Origin of the sequence: Streptomyces sp. NPDC090127 (genome assembly GCF_044746945.1) — a bacterium.
Classification (GTDB): domain Bacteria; phylum Actinomycetota; class Actinomycetes; order Streptomycetales; family Streptomycetaceae; genus Streptomyces.
Window position 1 is genome coordinate 1,083,647 of the sequence record NZ_JBIVDE010000002.1, and the last position, 22,253, is coordinate 1,105,899.

Below are 22,253 nucleotides of genomic sequence, written 5' to 3' on the forward strand. Positions count from 1 at the left end.
GGCCGCGTTACGCGGACTTCAGGTAGCGGTCGAGGACGCGGACCCCGAAGTGCAGGGCGTCGACGGGCACACGCTCGTCGACGCCGTGGAACAGCGCCGCGTAGTCGAGTTCCGGGGGCAGCTTCAGCGGTGAGAAGCCGTAACCGGTGATGCCGAGCCGCGAGAACTGCTTGGCGTCGGTGCCGCCGGACATGGCGAACGGGACGACGTGCCCGGCCGGGTCGACGTGCTCGACGGCGGCCCGCAGTCGGGCGAAGGTGGGCGAGTCGACGGGGGCCTCCAGGGGGACCTCGCGGTGGTGGAACTCCCACTCCACGTCCGGCCCGGTGAGCCGGTCCATCGTCGCGGCGAACTCCTCCTCGCCGCCGGGCAGCATCCGGCCGTCGACGTACGCGACGGCGTGCCCGGGGATGACGTTGACCTTGTAACCGGCGTCCAGCATCGTCGGGTTGGCGCTGTTGCGCACGGTGGGCTCGACGAGGGCGGCGGCGGGCCCGAGCTTCTCCAGGAGCCGGTCCACGTCGAACCCTTCGGCGGTCACGTCCGTCTCGATGCCGTACAGGGCGGCGAGTTCGGTGAGCGCGGCGCGTACGGTCGCGGTGAGGCGGACGGGCCAGGTGTGGGCGCCGATCCGGGCGACGGCCCCGGCGAGGCGGGTGACCGCGTTGGCGGTGTTGACCTTGGAGCCGTGGCCGGCACGACCGTGCGCGGTGAGCTTGACCCAGGCGGTGCCGCGCTCACCGGCGGCGATGGGGTAGAGCGTCATGCCCGGCGAAGGATGGAAGCTGAACGCCCCGGACTCGCTGATGCCCTCCGTGCAGCCCTCGAAGAGGGAGGCGTGCCGGTCGGCGAGGAAACCGGAGCCGTCCTCGGCACTGGCCTCCTCGTCGGCGGTGTAGGCGAGGACGATGTCCCGTCGCGGCCGGACGCCCTGACGGGCCCAGGAGCGGACGACGGCGAGGACCATCGCGTCCATGTTCTTCATGTCGACGGCGCCGCGCCCCCACACCACTCCGTCGCGGACCTCGCCGGAGAAGGGGTGGACGGCCCAGTCGGCGGGCTCGGCCGGGACGACGTCCAGGTGGCCGTGGACGAGGAGGGCGTCGGCGGACGGGTCGGTCCCCGCGATCCGGGCCACCACGTTCGTCCGCCCCGGTGTCCGCTCCAGGAGGGTCGGCTCCAGGCCCGCGGCGGCCAGGCGCTCGGCGACGTACTCGGCGGCAGGCCGCTCGCGGCAGTCCCCGCCGCCCCGGTTGGTGGTGTCGATCCGGATCAGCTCGGAGGTGAAGGTCACGACCTCGTCGAGCGCCGTCGCGTCCGGGCCCTGGGCAGGCTCAGCCATACTGCTCCTCCACCGCTGCGGAGACGATCGTGGTGACCGCCTTGAACGTCCGAATGCCCTCGTACATCGTCTCGCTGGTGTACGCGACCCGTCGCTCGCCGCTCCGTGCCACCCCCGGGACGACGGTGGCGGCGGCGGCCAGGTGCTCGGCGTCGAACTCCAGCTCGACGGTGAAGGGCCCGCCCGCCACCGGCTCGTGTCGTACGGCGAGGGCGGCGGCGCCCTTCGCGGCGGCCCGGATCTCGCTCGCGGTGCGCCGCGGGGTCCGGCACACCGCCGCGTACCGCGAGACGTGGTCCTTGACGGCGACCTTGTGCGCCTCGGGCGCGTAGCCGAGGGCGTCCTCGCAGGTCAGGTCGTCGCCCGTGACGAGGACGACGGGGACGCCGTACTCCGCGACGACGTGCGCGTTGAGCAGGCCCTCGCTCGCCCTGACGCCGTTCAGCCAGACGCCGGTGATGGAGTTGGCGAGGTAGGTGTGGGCGAGGACGCCCTCGGCCCCGGCCCCGGTGTGGTAGCCGACGAAGGCGATGCCGTCGACGTCGCCGTGCTGCACCCCCTCCACCATCGAGAGGGACTTGTGCCGTCCGGTGAGCATCTCGGCCCGCTCGTCGAGCTGTTCCAGCAGCAGGTTGCGCATGGTCCAGTGCGCCTCGTTGATCAGCACCTCGTCGGCGCCCCCGTCGAAGAAGCCCAGGACCGCGGCGTTCACGTCGGAGGTGAACAGGGCCCGGCACCGCTCCCACTGCGGTGTCCCCGGCAGCACGTCGGCGGGCCAGGTGACGCCGGTCGCGCCTTCCATGTCGGCGCTGATCAGGATCTTCACGAAACCCTGTCCCCTCACGTTCGGTGACGACCACGCTCCTGCGGCGTCACGTTACGCCCCGGGGAACGGCCAGGCCAGAACCCTGGAAAGGTTTAGTGGTCTAGACCTCTAAGAGGGCCCTGGGGACGCTCGGTCCCGGGCAGGGACGGAGCCGAATCGGGCGATTTCCCGTCAACCCGTACGGATAGGCTGACCGCTGCACCTGCCCACCCGGCCGCCCCCTACCGTCAGGAGACCTCCCGGTGACCACCGTGTCCGCCCCCGCAGAAGCCCCCGTCCCCGAGGCCACCCCCGAGGTTCCGGAGGCCGTCCCCGAGGCCGCCCCGGAGGCCGCCCCCGCGGCGACGGACTTCGTGGTCCAGGACGTGCCCGACGTCGTGGTGCGGGACGCCCGGGAGTTCGGCGGCTACGCCCGGACCGGCGGCTGGACGTTCGCGTTGAAGGTGGCACGGAGCGTCCGCCCCGGCGGGCAGGCCGCCGACGGGTCCGGGAAGGTGTCGGCGAAGGCCTTCGCCGAGCTGGCCGAGTGCTCCCCCGAGCGGGTCATGCGGTTCTACAAGGCCTGGGACATGGCCGCCGACGACGGGGTCGTCCCGCAGTTCGAGGCGCTCGTCCCGGGTGAGGACATCGAGCTGCCGGAGGCCGACGTCTGGCTCTCCTACTACTCCTCCCGCTCCAGCGCCTCCTCCGTGCGCGGGCACGCCATCACCGCCGCCGCCGAGGCCGAGGGCATCCGGCCGACCAAGGCGCTGGAGGTCGCCGAGAACCCCACCGCCCTGCGGGCCGCGATCCTCGCCGACCCCGGCACGGCGGAGGCCGCGCGCGGCGCGCTGCTCGACCGGATGAAGGAGGACCCGGCGCTGCAGACCGAGATGGCCCGCGCGATCGCCAGGGCCGGCGACCTGAAGAAGGCGGTGGCGAACGAGGCCAAGGCCGCCGACCGGATCGGGTACGTACGGCAGATCGTGGAGAACGGCCAGATCAGGACGCCCGCCGGGCAGACGGTCGAGGCACCCGCCGCGCTCCGCGCCGAGGCCGAGCGGCACCTCTCGCTCATCGACGAGCTCGACGAGTCCGAGGAGGCCGGCGAGTGGGCCGGCGAGGCCTACGACGCGGTGAAGGTCATGGTCGCCGAGGCCGTGGAGGCGGACCCCGCGCTGCGCGTCCAGGAGCGCCGCGCGAAGTTCTACAACAGCCTGCAGAAGGCCACCAGGGTCTTCGAGGAGCTGACCCTCGACGAGGTCCTGGAGGAGGACGTCGTCGAGGCCGACATGCTCCAGCGACTCGAAGCCCTTCAGGCGGCGATCGACAGCTGCGTCAGCGCGCTGCGCAAGGCGACCGCCGCCCCGTAGAACGCCTCTCAGTCGGCGTGGCCGAGCTGGAGGTCACGCTCGGTGCGTCCGCCGCCCGCGACCTGGAGCACGGTGGCGACCGGCGGGTAGCCGGCCGCGATGACCGTGTACTCGCCGGAGGACAGGTCCACGAACCGGAAGGTGCCGTCCGGTCCGGTCGTCAGGGTGTCGACGACGTTCCCGGCCGCGTCGAGGAGCGTCACCCGCGCGTCCTCGACCGGCCGGCCGCCGCCCGCGCGCACCGTCCCGCGCAGCACCGCGCCGCCCGCCAGCTCGATGTCCTGGCGGGTCTCGCGGGAGGCCTGCACGCTCACCGGCAGCGCGGCGGGCCGGAAGGCGGGGGCGCTGGCGGCCAGCGTGTACTCGCCCGCCACCAGCTCCGTGATCACGTACCCGCCTTCGCGCCCGCTGCGCGTGGAGGCGACCACCTCGCCGCGCACGTCGGTCAGGGTGACCGCCGCGTCCCGTACGGGAGTTCCGTCGGCGGTCGTGACACAGCCGGCGAGACGGCCCGCGCCGCCGAGGACGACGTCGAGCTCGACGGGCCGCTCGCCGACGGTGACGGAGACGGCCTGCGGCTGGTGTCCGCCGGCCGCCGCGATCAGGACGTACGCGCCCGGGCCGGGGACGCTGAGCGCGTACCGCCCGTCCTCGCCGCTGCCGCCCCGGCCGATCTGCTGTCCCTGGACGTCGATCAGGGTCAGGGCGGCCCGCGGGACGCGGCTGCCGTCGTGGTGCTGGACGGTGCCGCAGACGGGGAGTCCCGCGGTGTACCCGCCGGTGGGGGCGGCGGACGCACGGGCGTGGGGCACGGCGGCGGGGGCCTCGGTGGTGGGGGTGTGGTGGGACACCAGCGGTTTCTCCTTGAGGAAGAAGGCGAGGACGAGGCCGAGCACGAGGACCGGCACGAGGTAGAGGAAGATGCGCGGCATCGCGTCCGCGTACGCCTGGATGTAGGCGTCGCGCAGCGCGGGCGGCAGGGCGTGCACCGCCTGCGGGGTGATCGACTCGGCGGGCAGCGGGGCCCCCGCCGTGCGGGGCAGGGAGTCGGCGAGGGCGTCGTCGAGCCGGGCGGCGAAGAGGGTGCCGAAGATGGCGGCGCCCACGCTGCCGCCGATCTGGCGGAAGTAGTTGTGGGCGCTGGTGGCGGTGCCGAGGTCCGAGGGGCGGACGGAGTTCTGGACGGCCAGGATCAGGACGGGCATGACCAGGCCGATGCCGAGGCCGAGGACGGCCTGCCAGAGGCTGTGCTGGAGGCGCGGGGTGTCGGTCTCCATGCGGGAGAGCAGCCACATGCCGAGGACGGAGACGGCGCCACCGACCACGGGGTAGATCCGGTAGTGGCCGGTGCGGGTGATGAGCTGTCCGGAGACGATGGAGGCGAGGACGATCCCGCCCATCAGGGGCAGCATGAGGAGGCCGGACTCGGTGGCGGTGGCGCCCTCGACCATCTGCAGGAAGGTCGGCAGATAGCTGGCGGCGCCGAAGAGCGCGATGCCGACGACCGCTCCGACGAGGCTGGTGACGGTGAAGACCGAGTCGCGGAACAGCCGGAGCGGGATGAGGGGTTCGGGCGCGAAGTGCTCGACGACGAGGAAGAGCAGGGTCGTTCCGGCCGCGCCGGCGCCGAGACCGATGATGACCTTGGAGTCCCAGGCGTACTCGGTCCCGCCCCAACTGGTCAGCAGAACCAGGCAGGTGGAGGCGGCCGCCAGCAGGATCGCGCCGAGGACGTCGAGCTTGGCCCGGGTCGCGGGCTTGGGGAGTTTCAGCACGACGGCGACGACGGCGAGGGTGACGAGCCCGAACGGCACGTTGAAGTAGAAGCACCAGCGCCAGGAGACGTGGTCGGTGAAGAAGCCGCCGAGCAGCGGCCCGGCGACCGAGGCGAGGCCGAAGGCGGCGCCGATGAGGCCCATGTAGCGGCCGCGTTCCCGGGCCGGGACGATGTCCGCGATGATCGCCTGGACGCCGATCATCAGGCCGCCCGCGCCGACGCCCTGGACGGCCCGGAAGGCGATGAGTTCGTCCATGGACCGTGACCAGCCGGCCAGGGCCGAGCCGATGACGAAGACCACGATGGCGAAGAGGAAGACGCCCTTGCGGCCGAAGAGGTCGCCGAGCTTGCCGTAGACGGGCAGGCCGATGGTGGCGGTGAGCAGATAGGCGGTGATGGCCCAGGACATCCGGTCCAGGCCCTGGAGTTCGCCGACGATCTTCGGCAGCGCGGTGGCGACGATCATCTGCTCCAGCGCGGCGAGCAGCAGCGCGAGCATGAGGCCGAAGAAGACGAGCCGGACGCGGCGGGGATCGAGGGCGCCGTCCTCGGGCGGGGCCGGCGGCGCCTGGCCGGCGGGCGGATCGTCCGCGACGCGCGGTACGTCGTCCTTCACCAGCGTGATCGCACCCACGTGCTGCTCCCCTCGTCACGACATCAGCGCCGCGCCATTCTTCGCATTGGGCGCGAAGCGGGAGCAAGTCGGGCGGTACGGAGGCTCAGCCCCGTCCATGATCGTGAACGGGCCTGCCACCCGGCGCACTTGGGGCGCTCATCAGCGCGTTTACGCGGAGCCGCGCGACCCCCGAGTGCGCGGGGCGCTCGTGCGGGGGTCGCGGGAGAACCACTCGAATCGGTGAGCGCGCGGGCGTTACTTCTCCACCTCGGTGGCCAGGTTGGCCAGCACGAGGTCGTAGATCCGGCCAAGCCCCTTGGGCGCGAAGGTCTTCTCGAAGAAGCCGCCGATGCCGCCGGCGCCGTTCCAGACGGTGGTGACGACGGCCTTGGACGCGCCCTCGCCGGCGGGGGTGACGGTCCAGGTGGTGACCATGGAGGAGTTGCGGTCCTTCTCCACGAGCTGCCCGTCGGTGGGCTCGGTGACCTCCAGAAGGCAGTCGCGGACGCGCTTGCTGGTGGCCTGGAGCTTCCAGTGGACGAGGGTGCCCTGGCCGTCGCCGCCCTCGCACACCTCGTACTCGCTGAAGTGCTCGGGCAGCAGCTTCGCGCGCGTGCCGCTGTAGTCGGCGAGGGCGTCGAACACCGTCTCCGGGTCCGCCGCGATGATCCGCTCCGTCGTGGCCTCGACCTGCGCCATGGCACTTCCTCCAGCACTCGGTTCCTCAAGGGTGTGGCGCCCAGCCAACCATCTGGGCGCGGGCCCCCCAAATCCGGGCTCCCGACGCACCCTCCGGTCGCGTGCGGCGATCAAGGGAACATGTGTTCTATTCTGGAGAACGGCTGAGGACACTGCTACGAGGAGGCGTCCATGCGCTGGGACAATCTGGGCGACAACGGCGTCGCCGCCGAGACCGCGCTGTTCGGTGCGGACGCGGTCACCACCCGCACGTTCGACACCCCGGAGTTCCGCGGGATCACCTTCCACGAGGTGCGGGCCCGCTCGATCGTGAACCGGGTGCCGGGCGCCTCCCGCATGCCGTTCGAGTGGACGGTCAATCCGTACCGCGGCTGCACGCACGCGTGCGTCTACTGCTTCGCCCGCAAGACCCACAGCTATCTGGACCTCGACACCGGACTCGGCTTCGACTCCCAGATCGTGGTGAAGATCAACGCGCCGGAGCTGGTGCGCCGCCAGCTCTCCTCCCGTCGCTGGCAGGGGGCACACATCGCGATGGGCACGAACGTCGACTGCTACCAGCGCGCCGAGGGCCGCTACCGGCTGATGCCGGGGATCATCGAGGCCCTGCGGGACCACGCGAACCCGTTCTCGATCCTCACCAAGGGCACCCTGATCCTGCGCGACCTCGATCTGCTCGTCCAGGCGTCCGAGGTGACCGAGGTCGGCATCTCCGTCTCCGTCGGCTTCACCGACCAGGAGCTGTGGCGCACGGTCGAGCCGGGCACACCCTCCCCGCAGCGGCGCCTGGACGTCGTACGGACACTCGGCGAGCACGGCATCGGCTGCGGGGTGCTGATGGCCCCGGTGATCCCCTTCCTGGGCGACCGGCCCGAGCAGCTGCGGGAGACCGTGCGGGCCATCGCCGAGGCGGGCGCGACCTCCGTGACCCCCCTCGTCCTGCACCTGCGGCCGGGGGCCCGAGAGTGGTACTTCGGCTGGCTGCGGGAGCATCATCCGCGCCTCGTGGGGCGGTACGAGCGGATGTACGCGGACGGGGCCTACGCGCCGACCTGGTACCAGCGCCGGATCACCCGTCAGGTGCACGAGCTGGCCGCCGAGTTCGGGATCGGACCCGCGGGCCGGGGCGCGCCGCGCCGGATACCCGTACCGGAGGAGCCCGGGCTCGCGGGGGCGCCCGAGCAGCTGAGCCTCATCTGACGCGTCCGACCGGGCCGGCCCGGCTGATCGCGGCCGGTCGATCCTCTCCGCCGAACAGTCGCCGCGGATCCCGTCCGACGATCTGACGGATCGTCTGTTCGGGTCAACTCTGGGCGGAACAGGTCCCTTCGCCTTCCCATCGGGGCACGGACGCCCTATGACCACACGCGCAGGAATGCTGATCGCCGCTGGGGCGCTGGTGGCCGGGACGACCACCGTCCTGCCCGCGTCCGCGACGTCCCGGCCCGAGCCGACCCCCCGCCCGATCGCGCCGCTCGTCTGGAGCGGCTGTGCCACCTCGGCGTATCCGAAGCTCCAGTGCGCCACGCTCAAGGTCCCGCTGAACCACGACGACCCGGCAGGCCGGAGCATCACGCTCGCGCTCACCCGGGTCCCGCACACCGCGAAGGAGTCCCAGGGGCCGCTGGTCGTCAACCCCGGCGGACCGGGCGGCAGCGGCCGGACGATGGCCGGGTTCGTGGCCGGCTCCCTGCCCGCGAAGGTGGCGGCGCAGTACGACGTCATCGGCTTCGACCCGCGCGGCGTCGGCCGGAGCGAACCGGCGCTGAACTGCCGGCCTGGCCACTTCGACCCGGTGCGGCCCGACTCGGTGCCGAGCGGCGCGGAGGCCGAGCAGCTGGGCGTCGAGCGGGCCCAGGCCTTCGCGAAGGCCTGCGGGGAGAAGTACGCCGACGTCCTGCCGTACATCGACACGGTCAGCACGGCCCGGGACGTGGACGCGATCCGGGCCGCGCTCGGCGCGCCGACCCTCACCTACCTGGGCTACTCCTACGGCACGTATCTCGGGGCGGTGTACGCCCGGCTCTACCCGGATCGGGTGCGCCGCATGGCGCTCGACTCCGTCGTCAACCCGCAGGGCGTCTGGTACGAGGACAACATCGCGCAGGACTACGCCTTCGACACCCGCCACAAGGACTTCATGGCATGGGTGGCCCGCCAGGACGCCGCCTACGGACTGGGGAAGGACCCGGCGGTGGTCGAAGCCGCCTGGTACCGGATGCGGGACGCGCTGCGGAAGAGCCCGGCGGGCGGCAAGGTGGGCCCCGGCGAGCTGGAGGACACGTACCTGCCGGGCGGGTACTACAACGGCTACTGGCCGAAGCTGGCCGAGGCCTTCTCGGCCTACGTCAACGACAAGGACGCGGTCCCGCTGATCCGGGCGTACGAGGACTTCGGGGCGGCGGACGAGGCGGCGGACAACAGCTACTCGATCTACACGAGCGTGCAGTGCCGGGACGCGAAGTGGCCGCGTGACTGGAACACCTGGCGCGCGGACAACTGGGACGTGCACGCCAAGGCGCCCTTCTCGACCTGGAACAACGCCTGGTACAACGCGCCGTGCGCGTTCTGGCCGGTGGACTCGCTGACACCGCCGGACGTCTCGAACGACGAGGTGCCGCCGGTGCTGATCCTCCAGGCGACGGACGACGCGGCCACGCCGTACGAGGGCGGTGTGGCACTGCACCGGATGGTGCGGGGCTCCAGCCTGGTGGTCGAGGAGGGCGGCGGGAACCACGGGGTGACGCTGAGCGGCAACGGCTGCATGGACGAGCACCTGGCGACCTACCTCGCCACCGGGACCGTGCCGCGCGGCGACGGCCAGGCGGAGGCCGACGCGGTCTGCGCGGCGCTCCCCGAGCCGAAGGCGGCGCCGAAGAAGCAGACGGCGAAGGAGTCGACCAAGCAGTCGGCCGAGCCGGCGCCGAAGCCGACGTCCACCCCCGCACCCGCCCCCACGCCGCACAAGACGCTGAAGCCCGCGCCGGCACCGGCGCAGGTGGAGGCGCAGGGCGGCAAGCAGCGCAGCGGCGCCGTGCCGGAGGTGGCGGGGGCGCCCGCCACGGGCGGCGCGGCGCTGCACGCGCTCCTCGGCCACGCGCGCTGAGGGGCGCGCGAGCGCGGTGACGGCACCGGGCCGGGCCCCTCGCGGGGGGCCCGGCCCGGACTGTCAGTGGGGTGCGCGAGGATGTCGGTCATGAGTTCGCACCTGACCCACGTGTCCGCCCCCGACGGTGTCGCCGCCAGCCCGCAGTACAGCCACGTCGTCTGGGGCACCGGCCGGTTCGTCGCGATATCCGGACAGTGCTCCCTCGACGCCTCCGGGGCCGTCGTCGGGGCGGGCGACCCGGCGGCCCAGGCCCGTCAGGTCTTCGCGAACCTGCGCAGCTGCCTGGCCGCGGCGGGCGCGGGCTTCGCGGACGTGGTGAAGCTGACGTACTACCTGACGGACGTCGCCCACCTCGGCGCCGTCCGGGCGGCGCGGGACGAGGCCTTCGGCCCGGCCCCGCTCCCGGCGAGCTCGGCGGTCCAGGTCGCCGCGCTGGTCCGCCCCGAGCTGCTGATCGAGATCGAGGCCTTCGCGCTCGTACCGGAGGAGGAGACCGAGGAGGCCGAGGTCGTCGCCCCGGTGCGGCTCTTCGCGGTGGACGGCGCCCGCTAGCCGGGGAGCCGGGCGAGCGCCGCCGCGGCCGCGGGGCCGAGGCGGGGGTGCGGCAGCGCGGCTTCCAGGGCCGGGCGGGCGCGGGTGTCGGCGAGTGTGCCGAGCCCCTCGACACAGGCGAGGCCCACGCGCCAGTGCGGGTCGTCGCCCGCCAGCCGCCGCTGGAGGACGGCGACGAGCGCCGGTACGGACTCGGGGGCACGCAGGTCGGCCAGGAGCCGGACCGGGAAGAGGGCGTAGGCGACGCGGAGTTCGTTGGTGGCGAGGGCGGCGGCGGCCCGCGCCGTGCGGGGGTCGCCGAGCCGGGCCAGGGCGTACGCGGCGGAGACGCAGCGTTCGGGGTCGCGGTGGTTGAGGAGCAGGACCAGGGCCTCGAAGGCCCGCCGGTCGCCCGCGAGGCCCAGCCGGAAGGCGGCGATCTCGCGCGCCCAGAGGGGTCGGCCGGGCGCGGTCAGGACGCGGGCGAACTCCTCGGGATCGTCGAGGGCGACGAGTTCGTCGAATGACTTTCGACCGGCTTCACCGTCGGCGTGGATCTCGTCCCGCAATCGATCGATCATCGAGCAGAATTCGGGATCCTGGGCGATATCCATGGCCCAGAGCGTATCCGCGATCCAGATCACATTTTCCGAACTTCCCGGGACTGGCGCGCTCGTTACCCGCCGGTTAATCTCAGGTGAGCGGGTCACCCCCCGCACCCTCACAACGGCCTGGTGACGCAGCCGTGGTGAGTTCGAGTGTGTCGGTTCGGCAGTTTCAGACGTGACTTCGGGACAGAGTCCGTCGCCCTTTCTCGCGCGTTCTCCTTCGCGCCCGCACGCGACCCGTTTCGCCCGCACGCGATCCCTTCGCTCGGACGCGATCCGTTTCTCGCTCCCGCGATCCGCTTCGCCCTCGCGACCCGTTTCGCTCTCGCGATCCGCCTTTCGCGCCCGCAATCGCCGCCTTCAGTCGTCACTCTTCACCTCCTGGAGTCCCCTGATGGACACCCCTCTCTCCACCATCGCCGTCGTCGGTCTCGGCACCATGGGCAAGGGCATCGCCGATGTCCTCGCCCGGGCCGGCCGCGAGGTCATCGGTATCGACATCAGCGAAGCCGCCGCCGGCCAGGCGGTCGCCGCCCTGGAGGCGTCCACCGCCCGCGCGGTGGAACGTGAGCGGATCACCGAGGAGGAGCGGCGGGACGTCCTCGCCCGCTTCCGTACCTACTCCGACCTCCAGGCGGCGGCCGACGCCGACCTCGTGATCGAGGTCGTGCCCGAGTCGTACGAGGCCAAGCAGGAGGTCTTCCGGGCCCTGGACACGATCGTCCGGCCCGACGCGATCATCGCCACCGGCACCAACGCCCTGTCCGTGACCCGCCTCGCGGCCGACTCGGCGCACCCGGAGCGCGTGCTCGGACTCCACTTCTTCACGCCCGTCCAGGCCATGAAGCTGGTCGAGGTCGTCTCCTGCGTCCTCACCGCGCCGCAGGCCGTCGAGGCGGTCACCGATCTCGCGCACGCCCTCGGCAAGGAGCCCGTCGCCGTCGGCGACCGCCCCGGCTTCGTCGCGGACGGGCTGCTCTTCGGCTACCTCAACCAGGCCGCGGCCATGTACGAGGCGAAGTACGCCTCCCGCGAGGACATCGACGCCGCCATGAAGCTGGGCTGCGGTCTGCCGATGGGCCCGCTGGAGCTGCTCGACCTGATCGGCGTCGACACCGCCCGTACGGTCCTGGAGGCGATGTACAGCGAGTCGCACGACCGGCTGCACGCCCCGGCCCCGATCCTCAAGCAGCTCAGCGAGGCGGGCCTGACCGGCCGCAAGTCGGGGCGCGGTTTCTACACGTACGACGCGGCCGACTCGGCCACCACCGTCCGCGACGCGCTGACCCCGCCGGCGAGCGCCGACACCGCCGAGGGCCGCACCGTCCGCGAGGTCCGCTCGGTCGGCGTGGCCGGCTCCGGCACCATGGCCTCCGGGATCGCCGAGGTCTTCGCCAAGGCCGGGTACGGGGTCGTGCTCGCCGCCCGCTCGCAGGAGAAGGCGGACACCGCGAAGACCCGGATCGCGAAGTCCCTCGCCCGTTCGGTCGAGAAGGGCCGGATGACCGGTGAGGCCCGGGACGAGACGCTGGCCCGGATCACCACGGCCGGTTCGCTCGACGCGTTCGCCGAGGTCGACCTCGCCGTGGAGGCGGTCGCCGAGGACCTGGGGGTCAAGCAGGAGCTGTTCGCCCGGCTCGACAAGATCTGCAGGCCGGGGGCGGTGCTCGCGACCACGACCTCGTCCCTGCCGGTCGTCGCCTGCGCCCGCGCGACCTCGCGCCCGCAGGACGTGATCGGGATGCACTTCTTCAACCCGGCGCCCGCGATGAAGCTGGTGGAGATCGTCCGTACGGTCCTGACCGCCGACGACGTGCACGCCACGGTCCGCCAGGTCACAGCGAAGATCCGCAAGCACCCGGTGGACTGCGGCGACCGGGCCGGCTTCATCGTGAACGCGCTGCTCTTCCCGTACCTGAACAACGCGATCAAGATGGTCCAGGAGCACTACGCGACCCTGGACGACATCGACGCGGCGATGAAGCTGGGCGGCGGCTACCCGATGGGGCCGTTCGAACTCCTCGACGTCGTCGGCCTGGACGTCTCGCTCGCGATCGAGCAGGTGCTGCACCGCGAGTTCCGCGACCCGGGCCTCGCCCCGGCGCCGCTGCTGGAGCACCTGGTGGCGGCGGGCTGCCTGGGCCGCAAGACGGGGCGCGGCTTCCGCGAATATGCCCGACGCTGAGCCCTCCGCGGGCTGGGGAGGGCTGCTGAGCCCCGGGAGCGCCTCCGGCACCCCGGGCGCGGACCCCGGCGACCCTCCCCCACCTGGGCACACTCCCGCACTGATGCAGTACGTTCAGGACATGTCCAAGGCCGCGAAGTCACCCCGTGCCACGTCCCTGTCCACCTCCGACACGGAGAGCCCGGCAGGCACGCGCGCGGCCGCGCAGCGCCTGAAGATGCGCCGTGAGCTGGCGGCCGCGGCCATGGAGCTCTTCGCGACCAAGGGGTACGAGGCCACCACGGTCGACGAGATCGCGGCGGCGGCCGGGGTCGCCCGCAGGACCTTCTTCCGCCACTTCCGGTCCAAGGAAGAGGCGATCTTCCCCGACCACGACGACACCCTGGTGCGGGCGGAGGCGGTGCTGAACGCCGCCCCGCCGCACGAGCACCCGCTGGACACCGTCTGCCGGGGCATCAAGGAAGTCATGAAGATGTACGCGGGCTCCCCCGCGGTCTCGGTGGAGCGTTACCGGCTCACCCGTGAGGTACCCACCCTGCGGGAGCGCGAGATCGCCTCGGTGGCCCGCTACGAGCGGCTGTTCACCCGCTACCTACTGGGCCACTTCGACGAGCGGGACCACCACGACGGCAACGACGACCCGCTGCTGGCCGAGGTGGCGGCCTCGGCGGTCGTCACGGCTCACAACCACGTGCTGCGGCGCTGGCTGCGGGCCGGCGGCCAGGGCGACGTGGAGGCGCAGCTCGACCACGCCTTCGCGATCGTGCGGGAGACCTTCGGGTCCGGCATAGGCGCCCGGCCCGCGTCGGCCGCCACCTCGGCCGCCACGTCCGCCGCGCAGGGCGGCGCGCAGCCGTCCGCCCAGGCACCCGCCCCGGCGGCACCGGCGATCGCCTCCGCCCAGGGCGACGTGGTGATCGCCGTGGCCCGCACCGACGCCCCGCTGGACGAGGTCATGCGGACGATCCAGCAGGCCCTGAAGGGCTGAGGGCCGCACCACCACCCACGGACGACGAAGGCCGCCCCCCGACACGGGGGCGGCCTTTGTCGCTTTTGTGACGCCCTTCGATCGATCATCGCTCATGTGTGACCGGCAGATTGCATATGAGTGAAATTGTTGGCACGCAGTGCCTTGTCACGTGACACGCGGTGCCATACGTTGAAGGTGTCCGGGCGGCCGGCGCGCCGAGTTCTCCTCGTGCGCCGGCTGTCCCCACAAGCGATCGTGATTGTGCGCCCGGACGCCTGCGTCACAGGCAACCTCAACGCCCACCAGGCGTGGCCCCACCGCACGACCCGCCGAACCGACGGCACACCTCCACCGCAGCATCTCCCCCTGACATAACCGCACCGCCGGAGGCACCCCGTGAAGGACATCCTGGACGCGATCCAGTCCCCGGACTCCACGTCCTCGGACTTCGCCGCCATCAAGCTCCCCGAGTCGTACCGCGCCGTGACCGTCCACAAGGACGAGACGGAGATCTTCGCCGGGCTCGAGAGCCGCGACAAGGACCCGCGCAAGTCGCTCCACCTCGACGACGTGCCGCTCCCCGAGCTCGGCCCGGGCGAGGCCCTGGTCGCCGTCATGGCCAGCTCCGTGAACTACAACTCGGTCTGGACCTCGATCTTCGAGCCGGTGTCGACCTTCGGCTTCCTGGAGCGCTACGGCCGGCTCAGCGACCTCAGCAAGCGGCACGACCTGCCGTACCACGTGATCGGCTCCGACCTCGCGGGCGTCGTGCTGCGCACCGGGCCGGGCGTCAACTCCTGGAAGCCCGGCGACGAGGTCGTGGCGCACTGCCTCTCGGTCGAGCTGGAGTCCTCGGACGGCCACAACGACACGATGCTCGACCCCGAGCAGCGCATCTGGGGCTTCGAGACCAACTTCGGCGGCCTGGCGGAGATCGCGCTCGTCAAGTCCAACCAGCTGATGCCGAAGCCGGACCACCTGAGCTGGGAGGAGGCGGCGGCCCCGGGCCTCGTCAACTCCACCGCCTACCGTCAGCTGGTCTCCCGCAACGGCGCCGGGATGAAGCAGGGCGACAACGTCCTGATCTGGGGCGCGAGCGGCGGACTCGGCTCGTACGCCACGCAGTTCGCGCTCGCCGGCGGCGCCAACCCGATCTGTGTCGTCTCCAGCCCCGAGAAGGCGGACATCTGCCGCGCGATGGGCGCCGACGCGGTCATCGACCGCAACGCCGAGGGGTACCGGTTCTGGAAGGACGAGCACACCCAGGACCCCAAGGAGTGGAAGCGCTTCGGCAAGCGCATCCGTGAACTCACCGGCGGCGAGGACATCGACATCGTCTTCGAGCACCCCGGCCGCGAGACCTTCGGCGCCAGCGTCTACGTCACCCGCAAGGGCGGCACGATCACCACCTGTGCCTCCACCTCGGGCTACATGCACGAGTACGACAACCGCTACCTGTGGATGTCGCTGAAGCGCATCATCGGCTCGCACTTCGCCAACTACCGCGAGGCGTGGGAGGCCAACCGCCTGATCGCCAAGGGCAAGATCCACCCGACGCTCTCCAAGGTCTACTCCCTGGAGGACACCGGCCAGGCCGCCTACGACGTCCACCGCAACCTCCACCAGGGCAAGGTCGGCGTCCTCGCGCTCGCCCCCGAGGAGGGCCTCGGCGTCCGCGACCCGGAGATGCGCGCGAAGCACATCGACGCCATCAACCGCTTCCGCAACATCTGAGACCGGGACGGACATGACAGAGCGCCAGAAGGACCGGCCGTGGCTCATGCGGACGTACGCCGGTCACTCGACCGCCGAGGCGTCCAACGAGCTGTACCGGCGCAACCTCGCCAAGGGGCAGACCGGCCTGTCGGTCGCGTTCGACCTGCCCACGCAGACCGGCTACGACCCCGACCACATCCTCGCCCGCGGCGAGGTCGGCCGGGTCGGGGTCCCGGTCTCGCACCTCGGTGACATGCGCCGGCTGTTCCAGGACATCCCCCTGGAGCAGATGAACACCTCGATGACCATCAACGCCACGGCGATGTGGCTCCTGGCGCTCTACCAGGTGGTCGCCGAGGAGCAGGGCGCGGACGTCACCAGGCTCCAGGGCACCACCCAGAACGACATCGTGAAGGAGTACCTGTCGCGCGGGACGCACGTCTTCCCGCCCGGCCCCTCGCTCCGCCTCACGACGGACATGATCACGTACACGGTCAACCACATCCCGAAGTGGAACCCGATCAACATCTGCAGCTACCACCTGCAGGAGGCGGGGGCCACTCCGGTCCAGGAGATCTCGTACGCGATGTCCACCGCCATCGCGGTGCTCGACGCGGTCCGGGACTCCGGCCAGGTCCCCGCGGAGCGCTTCGGTGACGTCGTCGCCCGTATCTCGTTCTTCGTGAACGCGGGCGTCCGCTTCGTCGAGGAGATGTGCAAGATGCGCGCCTTCGGCCGCATCTGGGACCAGGTCACCCGCGAGCGGTACGGCATCGAGAACGACAAGCAGCGCCGGTTCCGCTACGGCGTCCAGGTCAACTCGCTCGGTCTGACCGAGGCGCAGCCGGAGAACAACGTCCAGCGGATCGTCCTGGAGATGTTGGCCGTCACCCTCTCCAAGGACGCACGCGCGCGTGCCGTCCAGCTGCCCGCCTGGAACGAGGCGCTGGGCCTGCCCCGCCCCTGGGACCAGCAGTGGTCGCTCCGCATCCAGCAGGTGCTCGCCCACGAGTCCGACCTGCTGGAGTACGAGGACATCTTCGCGGGCTCGCACGTCATCGAGGCCAAGGTCGACGCCCTCGTGACGGAGTGTCTGGCCGAGATCGAGCGGATCCAGGCGATGGGCGGCGCGATGGCCGCCGTCGAGTCCGGCTACCTGAAGTCGCAGCTGGTCTCCTCGCACGCCGAGCGGCGGGCCCGGATCGAGGCCGGCGACGAGAAGATCGTCGGCGTCAACATCTACCAGTCGACCGAGGAGAACCCGCTCACCGCGGACCTCGACACGGCGATCATGACGGTCGACCCGGCCAACGAGGCCAAGGTCGTCGCCAAGCTCCACGAGTGGCGCGACAACCGTGACGAGAACCGCGCCCAGGAGTCGCTCGCGGCTCTCAAGTCGACGGCGGCGGGCGAGGGGAACCTCTTCGCCGCGACCCTGGAGTGCGCGCGGGCCGGTGTCACGACCGGCGAGTGGTCCTGGGCGCTGCGGGACGTCTTCGGCGAGTTCCGCGCCCCCACGGGCGTCTCCTCGGCGCCGGTCGCGGTGACGGCCGAGGCGGGCACGCCGCTGGCTCTCGTACGGGAGAAGGTGGCGCGGACGGCGTCGGAGCTGGGTTCCGGGCGGCTGCGTCTCCTGGTCGGCAAGCCGGGCCTGGACGGGCACTCCAACGGGGCCGAGCAGATCGCGGTACGCGCGCGTGACGCCGGTTTCGAGGTGGTCTACCAGGGGATCCGGCTGACGCCCGAGCAGATCGTCGACGCGGCCCTCGCGGAGGACGTGCACTGCGTCGGCCTGTCGATCCTCTCCGGCTCGCACGCCGAGCTGGTGCCGGACGTCCTGGACCGCCTCCGGGAGGCCGGCGCGCAGGACATCCCCGTCATCGTCGGCGGGATCATCCCGAACGCCGACGGAGCAGAACTGAAGCGCGCGGGTGTGGCCGCCGTCTTCACCCCGAAGGACTTCGGCATCACGGAGATCATCGGCCGTATCGTCGACGAGATCCGGAAAGCGAACAAGCTCGACCCCCTGGAGGTCCCCGCATGACCAGCCCCGTGAACCGTCTCCGCCCGCGTCGTTCGTGCCTGGCGGTCCCCGGCTCCAACCCGCGCTTCCTGGAGAAGGCCCAGGGGCTCCCCGCCGACCAGGTCTTCCTGGACCTGGAGGACGCCTGCGCGCCGCTCGCCAAGCCGGACGCCCGGCACACCATCGTGAAGTTCCTCAACGAGGGCGACTGGACCGGCAAGACGCGCGTCGTGCGGGTCAACGACTGGACGACCCACTGGACCTACCGCGACGTCGTCACCGTCGTCGAGGGCGCCGGCCAGAACCTCGACTGCATCATGCTGCCGAAGGTCCAGGACGCCCAGCAGGTCGTGGCGCTCGACTTGCTGCTGACGCAGATCGAGAAGACCATGGGCTTCGAGGTCGGCAAGATCGGCATCGAGGCGCAGATCGAGAACGCCCAGGGCCTGAACAACGTCAACGCCATCGCGCAGGCCTCCCCGCGCGTGGAGACCATCATCTTCGGCCCGGCCGACTTCATGGCCTCCATCAACATGAAGTCGCTGGTCGTCGGGGAGCAGCCGCCCGGCTACCCGGCGGACGCCTACCACCACATCCTGATGAGCATCCTGATGGCCGCCCGCGCCAACAACCTCCAGGCGATCGACGGCCCGTACCTCCAGATCCGCAACCAGGAGGGCTACAAGGCGGTCGCCCGGCGCGCCGCCGCCCTCGGCTTCGACGGCAAGTGGGTGCTGCACCCGGACCAGGTCGCCGCCGCGAACGAGATCTTCTCGCCCTCGCAGGAGGACTACGACCACGCCGAGCTGATCCTGGACGCGTACGACTACTACACGTCCGAGGCCGGCGGGAAGAAGGGTTCGGCGATGCTCGGCGACGAGATGATCGACGAGGCCTCCCGCAAGATGGCCCTGGTCATCTCCGGCAAGGGCCGCGCCGCCGGCATGAAGCGCACCACCTCCTTCGAGATCCCGGAGGCCTGAGTCCCATGCAGTTCGGCCGTACCTACGAAGAGTTCGAAGTCGGCGCCGTCTACAAGCACTGGCCCGGAAAGACGGTCACCGAGTACGACGACCACCTCTTCTGTCTGCTGACGATGAACCACCATCCGCTCCACATGGATGTGAACTACGCCGAGAACACGACGGACTTCGGCAAGAACGTCGTCGTCGGCAACTACATCTACTCGCTGCTGCTCGGCATGTCCGTGCCGGACGTCTCGGGCAAGGCGATCGCCAACCTGGAGATCGAGTCGCTGCGCCACGTGGCGCCGACCTTCCACGGCGACACCCTCTACGGCGAGACCACGGTCCTCGACAAGACCCCGTCGAAGTCGAAGAACGACCGCGGGATCGTGTACGTCGAGACCAAGGGCTACAAGCAGGACGGCACCCTCGTCTGTGTCTTCCGCCGCAAGGTGATGGTCCCGACCGAGACGTACGTCAAGGAGCGCGGCGGCGAGCAGCCCGGCCGCCCCACGCTGATCGAGCCCGCCAAGAAGACGGAGAAGTAGCCATGGCCCGACTCGCCCAGACCGCCGGGCTCACGGACGTCCAGCAGGAGATCCTCAAGACCGTCCGGGAGTTCGTCGACAAGGAGATCATCCCGGTCGCCACCGAGCTGGAGCACCGCGACGAGTACCCGCAGCAGATCGTCGACGGGCTGAAGGAACTCGGCCTCTTCGGTCTGATGATCCCCGAGGAGTACGGGGGTCTGGGTGAGTCGCTGCTCACCTACGCGCTGTGCGTGGAGGAGATCGCCCGTGGCTGGATGTCGGTCTCCGGCATCATCAACACGCACTTCATCGTGGCGTACATGCTGAAGCAGCACGGCACGGAGGAGCAGAAGGAGTACTTCCTGCCCCGCATGGCCGCCGGCGAGACGCGCGGCGCGTTCTCGATGTCGGAGCCGGCGCTCGGCTCGGATGTGTCGGCCATCACGTCCAAGGCGGTGAAGGACGGCGAGGAGTACGTCCTGAACGGCCAGAAGATGTGGCTGACGAACGGCGGAACGTCCTCTCTCGTCGCCGTTCTCGTCCGAAGTGACGAAGGACACCCCGAGGGCACGGCGCCGCACAAGTCGATGACGACCTTCCTCGTCGAGAAGGAGCCCGGTTTCGGAGAGGTCCGACCCGGCCTCACGATCCCCGGAAAGATCGACAAGATGGGTTACAAGGGCGTCGACACGACCGAACTCATCATGGACGGACTACGCATTCCGGCCAATCGGGTCCTCGGTGGGACCACCGGCCGAGGGTTTTACCAAATGATGGACGGCGTCGAGGTCGGCCGCGTGAACGTCGCGGCACGTGGCTGCGGTGTCGCTCAGCGTGCTTTCGAACTGGGTGTCTCGTATGCCCAGCAGCGTCACACTTTCGGCAAGCCGATCGCCCAGCACCAGGCGATCCAGTTCAAGCTGGCCGAGATGGCTACCAAGGTCGAGGCCGCGCATGCGATGATGGTGAACGCAGCACGCAAAAAGGACTCCGGGGAACGAAACGACCTCGAAGCGGGGATGGCGAAGTACCTCGCCTCCGAATACTGCAAGGAAGTCGTCGAGGACGCCTTCCGTATCCATGGCGGATACGGGTTCTCGAAGGAGTACGAGATCGAGCGTCTCTACCGTGAGGCGCCGATGCTGCTCATCGGTGAAGGTACCGCCGAGATCCAGAAAATGATCATCGGTCGTCGGCTGCTCGAGGAGTACCGGTTCCAGGGTTGATTGTCGCCTTTGAGTCGGTTCGGCCGCGAAGAAGATCACACCCCGTGTTCGTCTTCCGGCCGCCGACTCGGCTTCTGGCTTACCCAGTTGCGGCCCGCAACCGATAACATCGTTTGAAAGCCGCCGTCCCCCGTTGCCAGTGCGGCATCATCCGCTACGAAGGTCATCCATGCCCCACAGCCAAACCTCTGCACCTCGCGACAGCCTCGCCGGCGTACGCATCGCACGCGGAGCATCGCCGTGGCTTCTGCCGACCGTCGCCACCGCGGCGCTGAGCCTCGTGCGTGCGCGCAGGTCTCGGCGTGCCGCGGCCATCGCCGTGCCCACCACCGCTCTCGCGGCGGGCATGCTGTGGTTCTTCCGCGACCCCGAGCGCGAGATCGCGCAGGGCCGGGTCATCTCCCCCGCCGACGGTGTGGTGCAGAGCATCATGCCGTGGAAGGACGGACGCACCCGGGTCGCCATCTTCATGAGCCCGCTGAACGTCCACGTCAACCGCGCGCCGCTGGCCGGCACGGTGACGTCCGTGGAGCACGTGCCCGGCGGGTTCGTGCCGGCGTTCAACAAGGAGAGCGAGAACAACGAGCGCGTTGTCTGGCACTTCGACACCGAGCTCGGTGACATCGAGATGGTGCAGATCGCGGGGGCCGTGGCCCGCCGCATCGTGCCCTACATCCCCCAGGGGACGAAGGTCGAGCAGGGCGAGCGCATCGGTCTGATCCGCTTCGGGTCGCGCGTTGACATCTACCTTCCGGAAGGTGTCGACGTCGCTGTCGAGGTCGGTCAGACCACGACTGCGGGGGTGACTCGCATTGACCGTGATTGATCCCGACACCCGGGCGGCCGACTGGGTCGCCGACGCCGACGCGGAGGATGCCGAAGAGGCCGAGGAGATGCCGCTGTCGCTGAGGCTGTCCATAGCGGACGCCCTCACGCTCGGTAACGCCACGTGTGGATTCATGGCGGTGTACTTCACCACCACCGGCATCCTCATCCCGCACCTCACCGGCAGCACGGAGACCGGCATGGCGCGCAACAGCGCCGCCACCGCCGTGATCCTCATGCTGGCCGCGGCGATCTTCGACCTCTTCGACGGCATCGTGGCGCGCAAGCTGCGCTCGTCCCCGATGGGCGCCGAGCTCGACAACCTCTCGGACCTGATCAGCTTCGGTCTGGCCCCGGCCTACTTCGTACTCGTGTACGGCATGGTCACGCCCGGCGCGCAGCAGAAGGTCTCGGCGGTGGCCGCGATCGTGGTGCTCCTCGCGGTGGTGCTGAGGCTCGCGAGATTCTCGTGCGTGACGCTGAAGGACGGCATGTTCCAGGGCATGCCGAGCCCCTTCGGCGCGCTGACGGTCGTCTCGATCGTGCTCCTCGAGCTGCCGTTCATCCCGACGCTGCTCGCGATCATCGGGGTCGCCTGGCTGATGGTGAGCCGGGTCGAGTACCCGAAGCCGCGGGGCATCCTCGCGGTGGCGATGCTCAGCTGGATCGTGGGCGCGATGGGCATGCTGGCGGCCTGGGCGTTCGACGCCCCGGGCGGGCAGCTGCTGCTCCAGACCGGCTGCGCGCTGCAGGTGGTGCTGGGCGCCGTGATCCCCCTCTTCGCGACGGCCCGGCGAGTCAACACCTTCCGCGGCAACCGCCGCGAGAGCCGCGAGGCCCGCCAGGCGGAGGCCGCGCAGGTGCCGTAGGCGGCGGGTGTGTGCACGTGTACGACGAAGGGCCCGGGTGCGGGAAAGCACCCGGGCCCTTCGTCGTACCGCGCTCAGGACAGG

18 protein-coding genes are annotated in these 22,253 nt (G+C 70.8%); 13 read left to right on the forward strand and 5 right to left on the reverse strand.

The features are described from left to right. Positions 1-7 precede the first annotated feature (7 nt). Together ACIPPS_RS10390 and ACIPPS_RS10395 are read right to left on the reverse strand one after the other, a co-directional pair. On the reverse strand, positions 8-1,342 hold the full coding sequence (locus ACIPPS_RS10390) for a M20/M25/M40 family metallo-hydrolase (RefSeq protein WP_401429215.1): 1,335 nt from the start codon (positions 1,340-1,342) through the stop codon (positions 8-10). Continuing rightward, entirely contained in the window at positions 1,335-2,168 is an 834-nt protein-coding gene (locus tag ACIPPS_RS10395; RefSeq protein WP_401429217.1) for a M55 family metallopeptidase, read from the reverse strand. Before ACIPPS_RS10395 ends, ACIPPS_RS10390 begins: the two co-directional genes overlap by 8 nt. A gap of 242 nt (positions 2,169-2,410) precedes the next feature. On the opposite strand from ACIPPS_RS10395, the gene ACIPPS_RS10400 reads away from it, so the two are divergent. After that, positions 2,411-3,520, forward strand: coding sequence for a hypothetical protein (locus ACIPPS_RS10400; RefSeq protein WP_401429219.1), 1,110 nt, complete (start codon positions 2,411-2,413; stop codon positions 3,518-3,520). 8 nt (positions 3,521-3,528) lie between these two features. Here ACIPPS_RS10400 and ACIPPS_RS10405 read toward each other — a convergent pair whose 3' ends face one another. Together ACIPPS_RS10405 and ACIPPS_RS10410 are read right to left on the reverse strand one after the other, a co-directional pair. Beyond that, the gene (locus tag ACIPPS_RS10405; protein ID WP_401429222.1) at positions 3,529-5,931 is read right to left on the reverse strand and encodes an MFS transporter; all 2,403 of its coding nucleotides are present in this window, start codon (positions 5,929-5,931) and stop codon (positions 3,529-3,531) included. 237 nt (positions 5,932-6,168) lie between these two features. Further along, complete coding sequence (locus ACIPPS_RS10410) at positions 6,169-6,612, reverse strand: SRPBCC family protein (RefSeq protein WP_401429224.1); 444 nt, start codon at positions 6,610-6,612, stop codon at positions 6,169-6,171. A gap of 171 nt (positions 6,613-6,783) precedes the next feature. Here ACIPPS_RS10410 and ACIPPS_RS10415 point away from each other — a divergent pair, with 171 nt between their 5' ends. From ACIPPS_RS10415 to ACIPPS_RS10425, 3 genes are all read left to right on the forward strand, one after another. Then, positions 6,784-7,812, forward strand: a complete 1,029-nt coding sequence (locus ACIPPS_RS10415; protein ID WP_401429226.1) for an Rv2578c family radical SAM protein — start codon at positions 6,784-6,786, stop codon at positions 7,810-7,812. Between the two features lie 157 nt (positions 7,813-7,969). Beyond that, positions 7,970-9,718, forward strand: coding sequence for an alpha/beta fold hydrolase (locus ACIPPS_RS10420; RefSeq protein ID WP_401429229.1), 1,749 nt, complete (start codon positions 7,970-7,972; stop codon positions 9,716-9,718). 90 nt (positions 9,719-9,808) lie between these two features. Next, the gene (locus ACIPPS_RS10425) at positions 9,809-10,273 is read left to right on the forward strand and encodes a RidA family protein (RefSeq protein ID WP_401429231.1); all 465 of its coding nucleotides are present in this window, start codon (positions 9,809-9,811) and stop codon (positions 10,271-10,273) included. Here the strand turns inward: ACIPPS_RS10425 and ACIPPS_RS10430 are convergent. Beyond that, entirely contained in the window at positions 10,270-10,866 is a 597-nt protein-coding gene (locus tag ACIPPS_RS10430) for a HEAT repeat domain-containing protein (protein ID WP_401429234.1), read from the reverse strand. The genes ACIPPS_RS10425 and ACIPPS_RS10430 overlap by 4 nt on opposite strands. A gap of 388 nt (positions 10,867-11,254) precedes the next feature. Between ACIPPS_RS10430 and ACIPPS_RS10435 the strand changes: the two genes are divergently transcribed. The 9 genes from ACIPPS_RS10435 to pssA all read left to right on the forward strand — a co-directional run bounded on the left by ACIPPS_RS10435 (position 11,255) and on the right by pssA (position 22,169). Then, positions 11,255-13,045: a 3-hydroxyacyl-CoA dehydrogenase family protein gene (locus ACIPPS_RS10435; RefSeq protein ID WP_401429236.1), complete on the forward strand. Its 1,791-nt coding sequence runs from the start codon at positions 11,255-11,257 to the stop codon at positions 13,043-13,045. Between the two features lie 121 nt (positions 13,046-13,166). Next, positions 13,167-14,033 carry a TetR family transcriptional regulator gene (locus ACIPPS_RS10440; protein ID WP_401429239.1) on the forward strand — a complete coding sequence of 289 codons (867 nt, stop codon included), beginning with the start codon at positions 13,167-13,169 and terminating at the stop codon, positions 14,031-14,033. 378 nt (positions 14,034-14,411) lie between these two features. Next, on the forward strand, positions 14,412-15,749 hold the full coding sequence (ccrA, locus tag ACIPPS_RS10445) for a crotonyl-CoA carboxylase/reductase (protein WP_401429242.1): 1,338 nt from the start codon (positions 14,412-14,414) through the stop codon (positions 15,747-15,749). A 13-nt stretch (positions 15,750-15,762) separates the two neighbouring features. Beyond that, positions 15,763-17,775 carry a protein meaA gene (locus ACIPPS_RS10450; protein ID WP_401429245.1) on the forward strand — a complete coding sequence of 671 codons (2,013 nt, stop codon included), beginning with the start codon at positions 15,763-15,765 and terminating at the stop codon, positions 17,773-17,775. Further along, entirely contained in the window at positions 17,772-18,737 is a 966-nt protein-coding gene (locus ACIPPS_RS10455; RefSeq protein ID WP_401429247.1) for an HpcH/HpaI aldolase/citrate lyase family protein, read from the forward strand. The genes ACIPPS_RS10450 and ACIPPS_RS10455 overlap by 4 nt, the downstream gene beginning before the upstream one ends. Positions 18,738-18,742: 5 nt before the next feature. Then, the gene (locus ACIPPS_RS10460) at positions 18,743-19,267 is read left to right on the forward strand and encodes a MaoC family dehydratase (protein WP_401429249.1); all 525 of its coding nucleotides are present in this window, start codon (positions 18,743-18,745) and stop codon (positions 19,265-19,267) included. 2 nt (positions 19,268-19,269) lie between these two features. Then, positions 19,270-20,475: an acyl-CoA dehydrogenase family protein gene (locus ACIPPS_RS10465; RefSeq protein WP_401429252.1), complete on the forward strand. Its 1,206-nt coding sequence runs from the start codon at positions 19,270-19,272 to the stop codon at positions 20,473-20,475. A gap of 169 nt (positions 20,476-20,644) precedes the next feature. Then, entirely contained in the window at positions 20,645-21,301 is a 657-nt protein-coding gene (locus tag ACIPPS_RS10470; RefSeq protein WP_329114007.1) for a phosphatidylserine decarboxylase, read from the forward strand. Next, positions 21,294-22,169: a CDP-diacylglycerol--serine O-phosphatidyltransferase gene (gene pssA / locus ACIPPS_RS10475; protein ID WP_401429588.1), complete on the forward strand. Its 876-nt coding sequence runs from the start codon at positions 21,294-21,296 to the stop codon at positions 22,167-22,169. Before ACIPPS_RS10470 ends, pssA begins: the two co-directional genes overlap by 8 nt. Positions 22,170-22,253: the final 84 nt, after the last annotated feature.

Excerpts from the sequence above, each read along its gene's own strand:
- ACIPPS_RS10390 (WP_401429215.1), bottom strand. The coding sequence starts at position 1,342 with ATGGCTGAGCCTGCCCAGGGCCCGGACGCGACGGCGCTCGACGAGGTC.
- ACIPPS_RS10410 (WP_401429224.1), bottom strand. The coding sequence starts at position 6,612 with ATGGCGCAGGTCGAGGCCACGACGGAGCGGATCATCGCGGCGGACCCG.
- ACIPPS_RS10415 (WP_401429226.1), top strand. The coding sequence starts at position 6,784 with ATGCGCTGGGACAATCTGGGCGACAACGGCGTCGCCGCCGAGACCGCG.
- ACIPPS_RS10420 (WP_401429229.1), top strand. The coding sequence starts at position 7,970 with ATGACCACACGCGCAGGAATGCTGATCGCCGCTGGGGCGCTGGTGGCC.
- ACIPPS_RS10425 (WP_401429231.1), top strand. The coding sequence starts at position 9,809 with ATGAGTTCGCACCTGACCCACGTGTCCGCCCCCGACGGTGTCGCCGCC.
- ACIPPS_RS10430 (WP_401429234.1), bottom strand. The coding sequence starts at position 10,866 with ATGGATATCGCCCAGGATCCCGAATTCTGCTCGATGATCGATCGATTG.
- ACIPPS_RS10435 (WP_401429236.1), top strand. The coding sequence starts at position 11,255 with ATGGACACCCCTCTCTCCACCATCGCCGTCGTCGGTCTCGGCACCATG.
- ACIPPS_RS10440 (WP_401429239.1), top strand. The coding sequence starts at position 13,167 with ATGTCCAAGGCCGCGAAGTCACCCCGTGCCACGTCCCTGTCCACCTCC.
- ACIPPS_RS10450 (WP_401429245.1), top strand. The coding sequence starts at position 15,763 with ATGACAGAGCGCCAGAAGGACCGGCCGTGGCTCATGCGGACGTACGCC.
- ACIPPS_RS10455 (WP_401429247.1), top strand. The coding sequence starts at position 17,772 with ATGACCAGCCCCGTGAACCGTCTCCGCCCGCGTCGTTCGTGCCTGGCG.
- ACIPPS_RS10460 (WP_401429249.1), top strand. The coding sequence starts at position 18,743 with ATGCAGTTCGGCCGTACCTACGAAGAGTTCGAAGTCGGCGCCGTCTAC.
- ACIPPS_RS10465 (WP_401429252.1), top strand. The coding sequence starts at position 19,270 with ATGGCCCGACTCGCCCAGACCGCCGGGCTCACGGACGTCCAGCAGGAG.
- ACIPPS_RS10470 (WP_329114007.1), top strand. The coding sequence starts at position 20,645 with ATGCCCCACAGCCAAACCTCTGCACCTCGCGACAGCCTCGCCGGCGTA.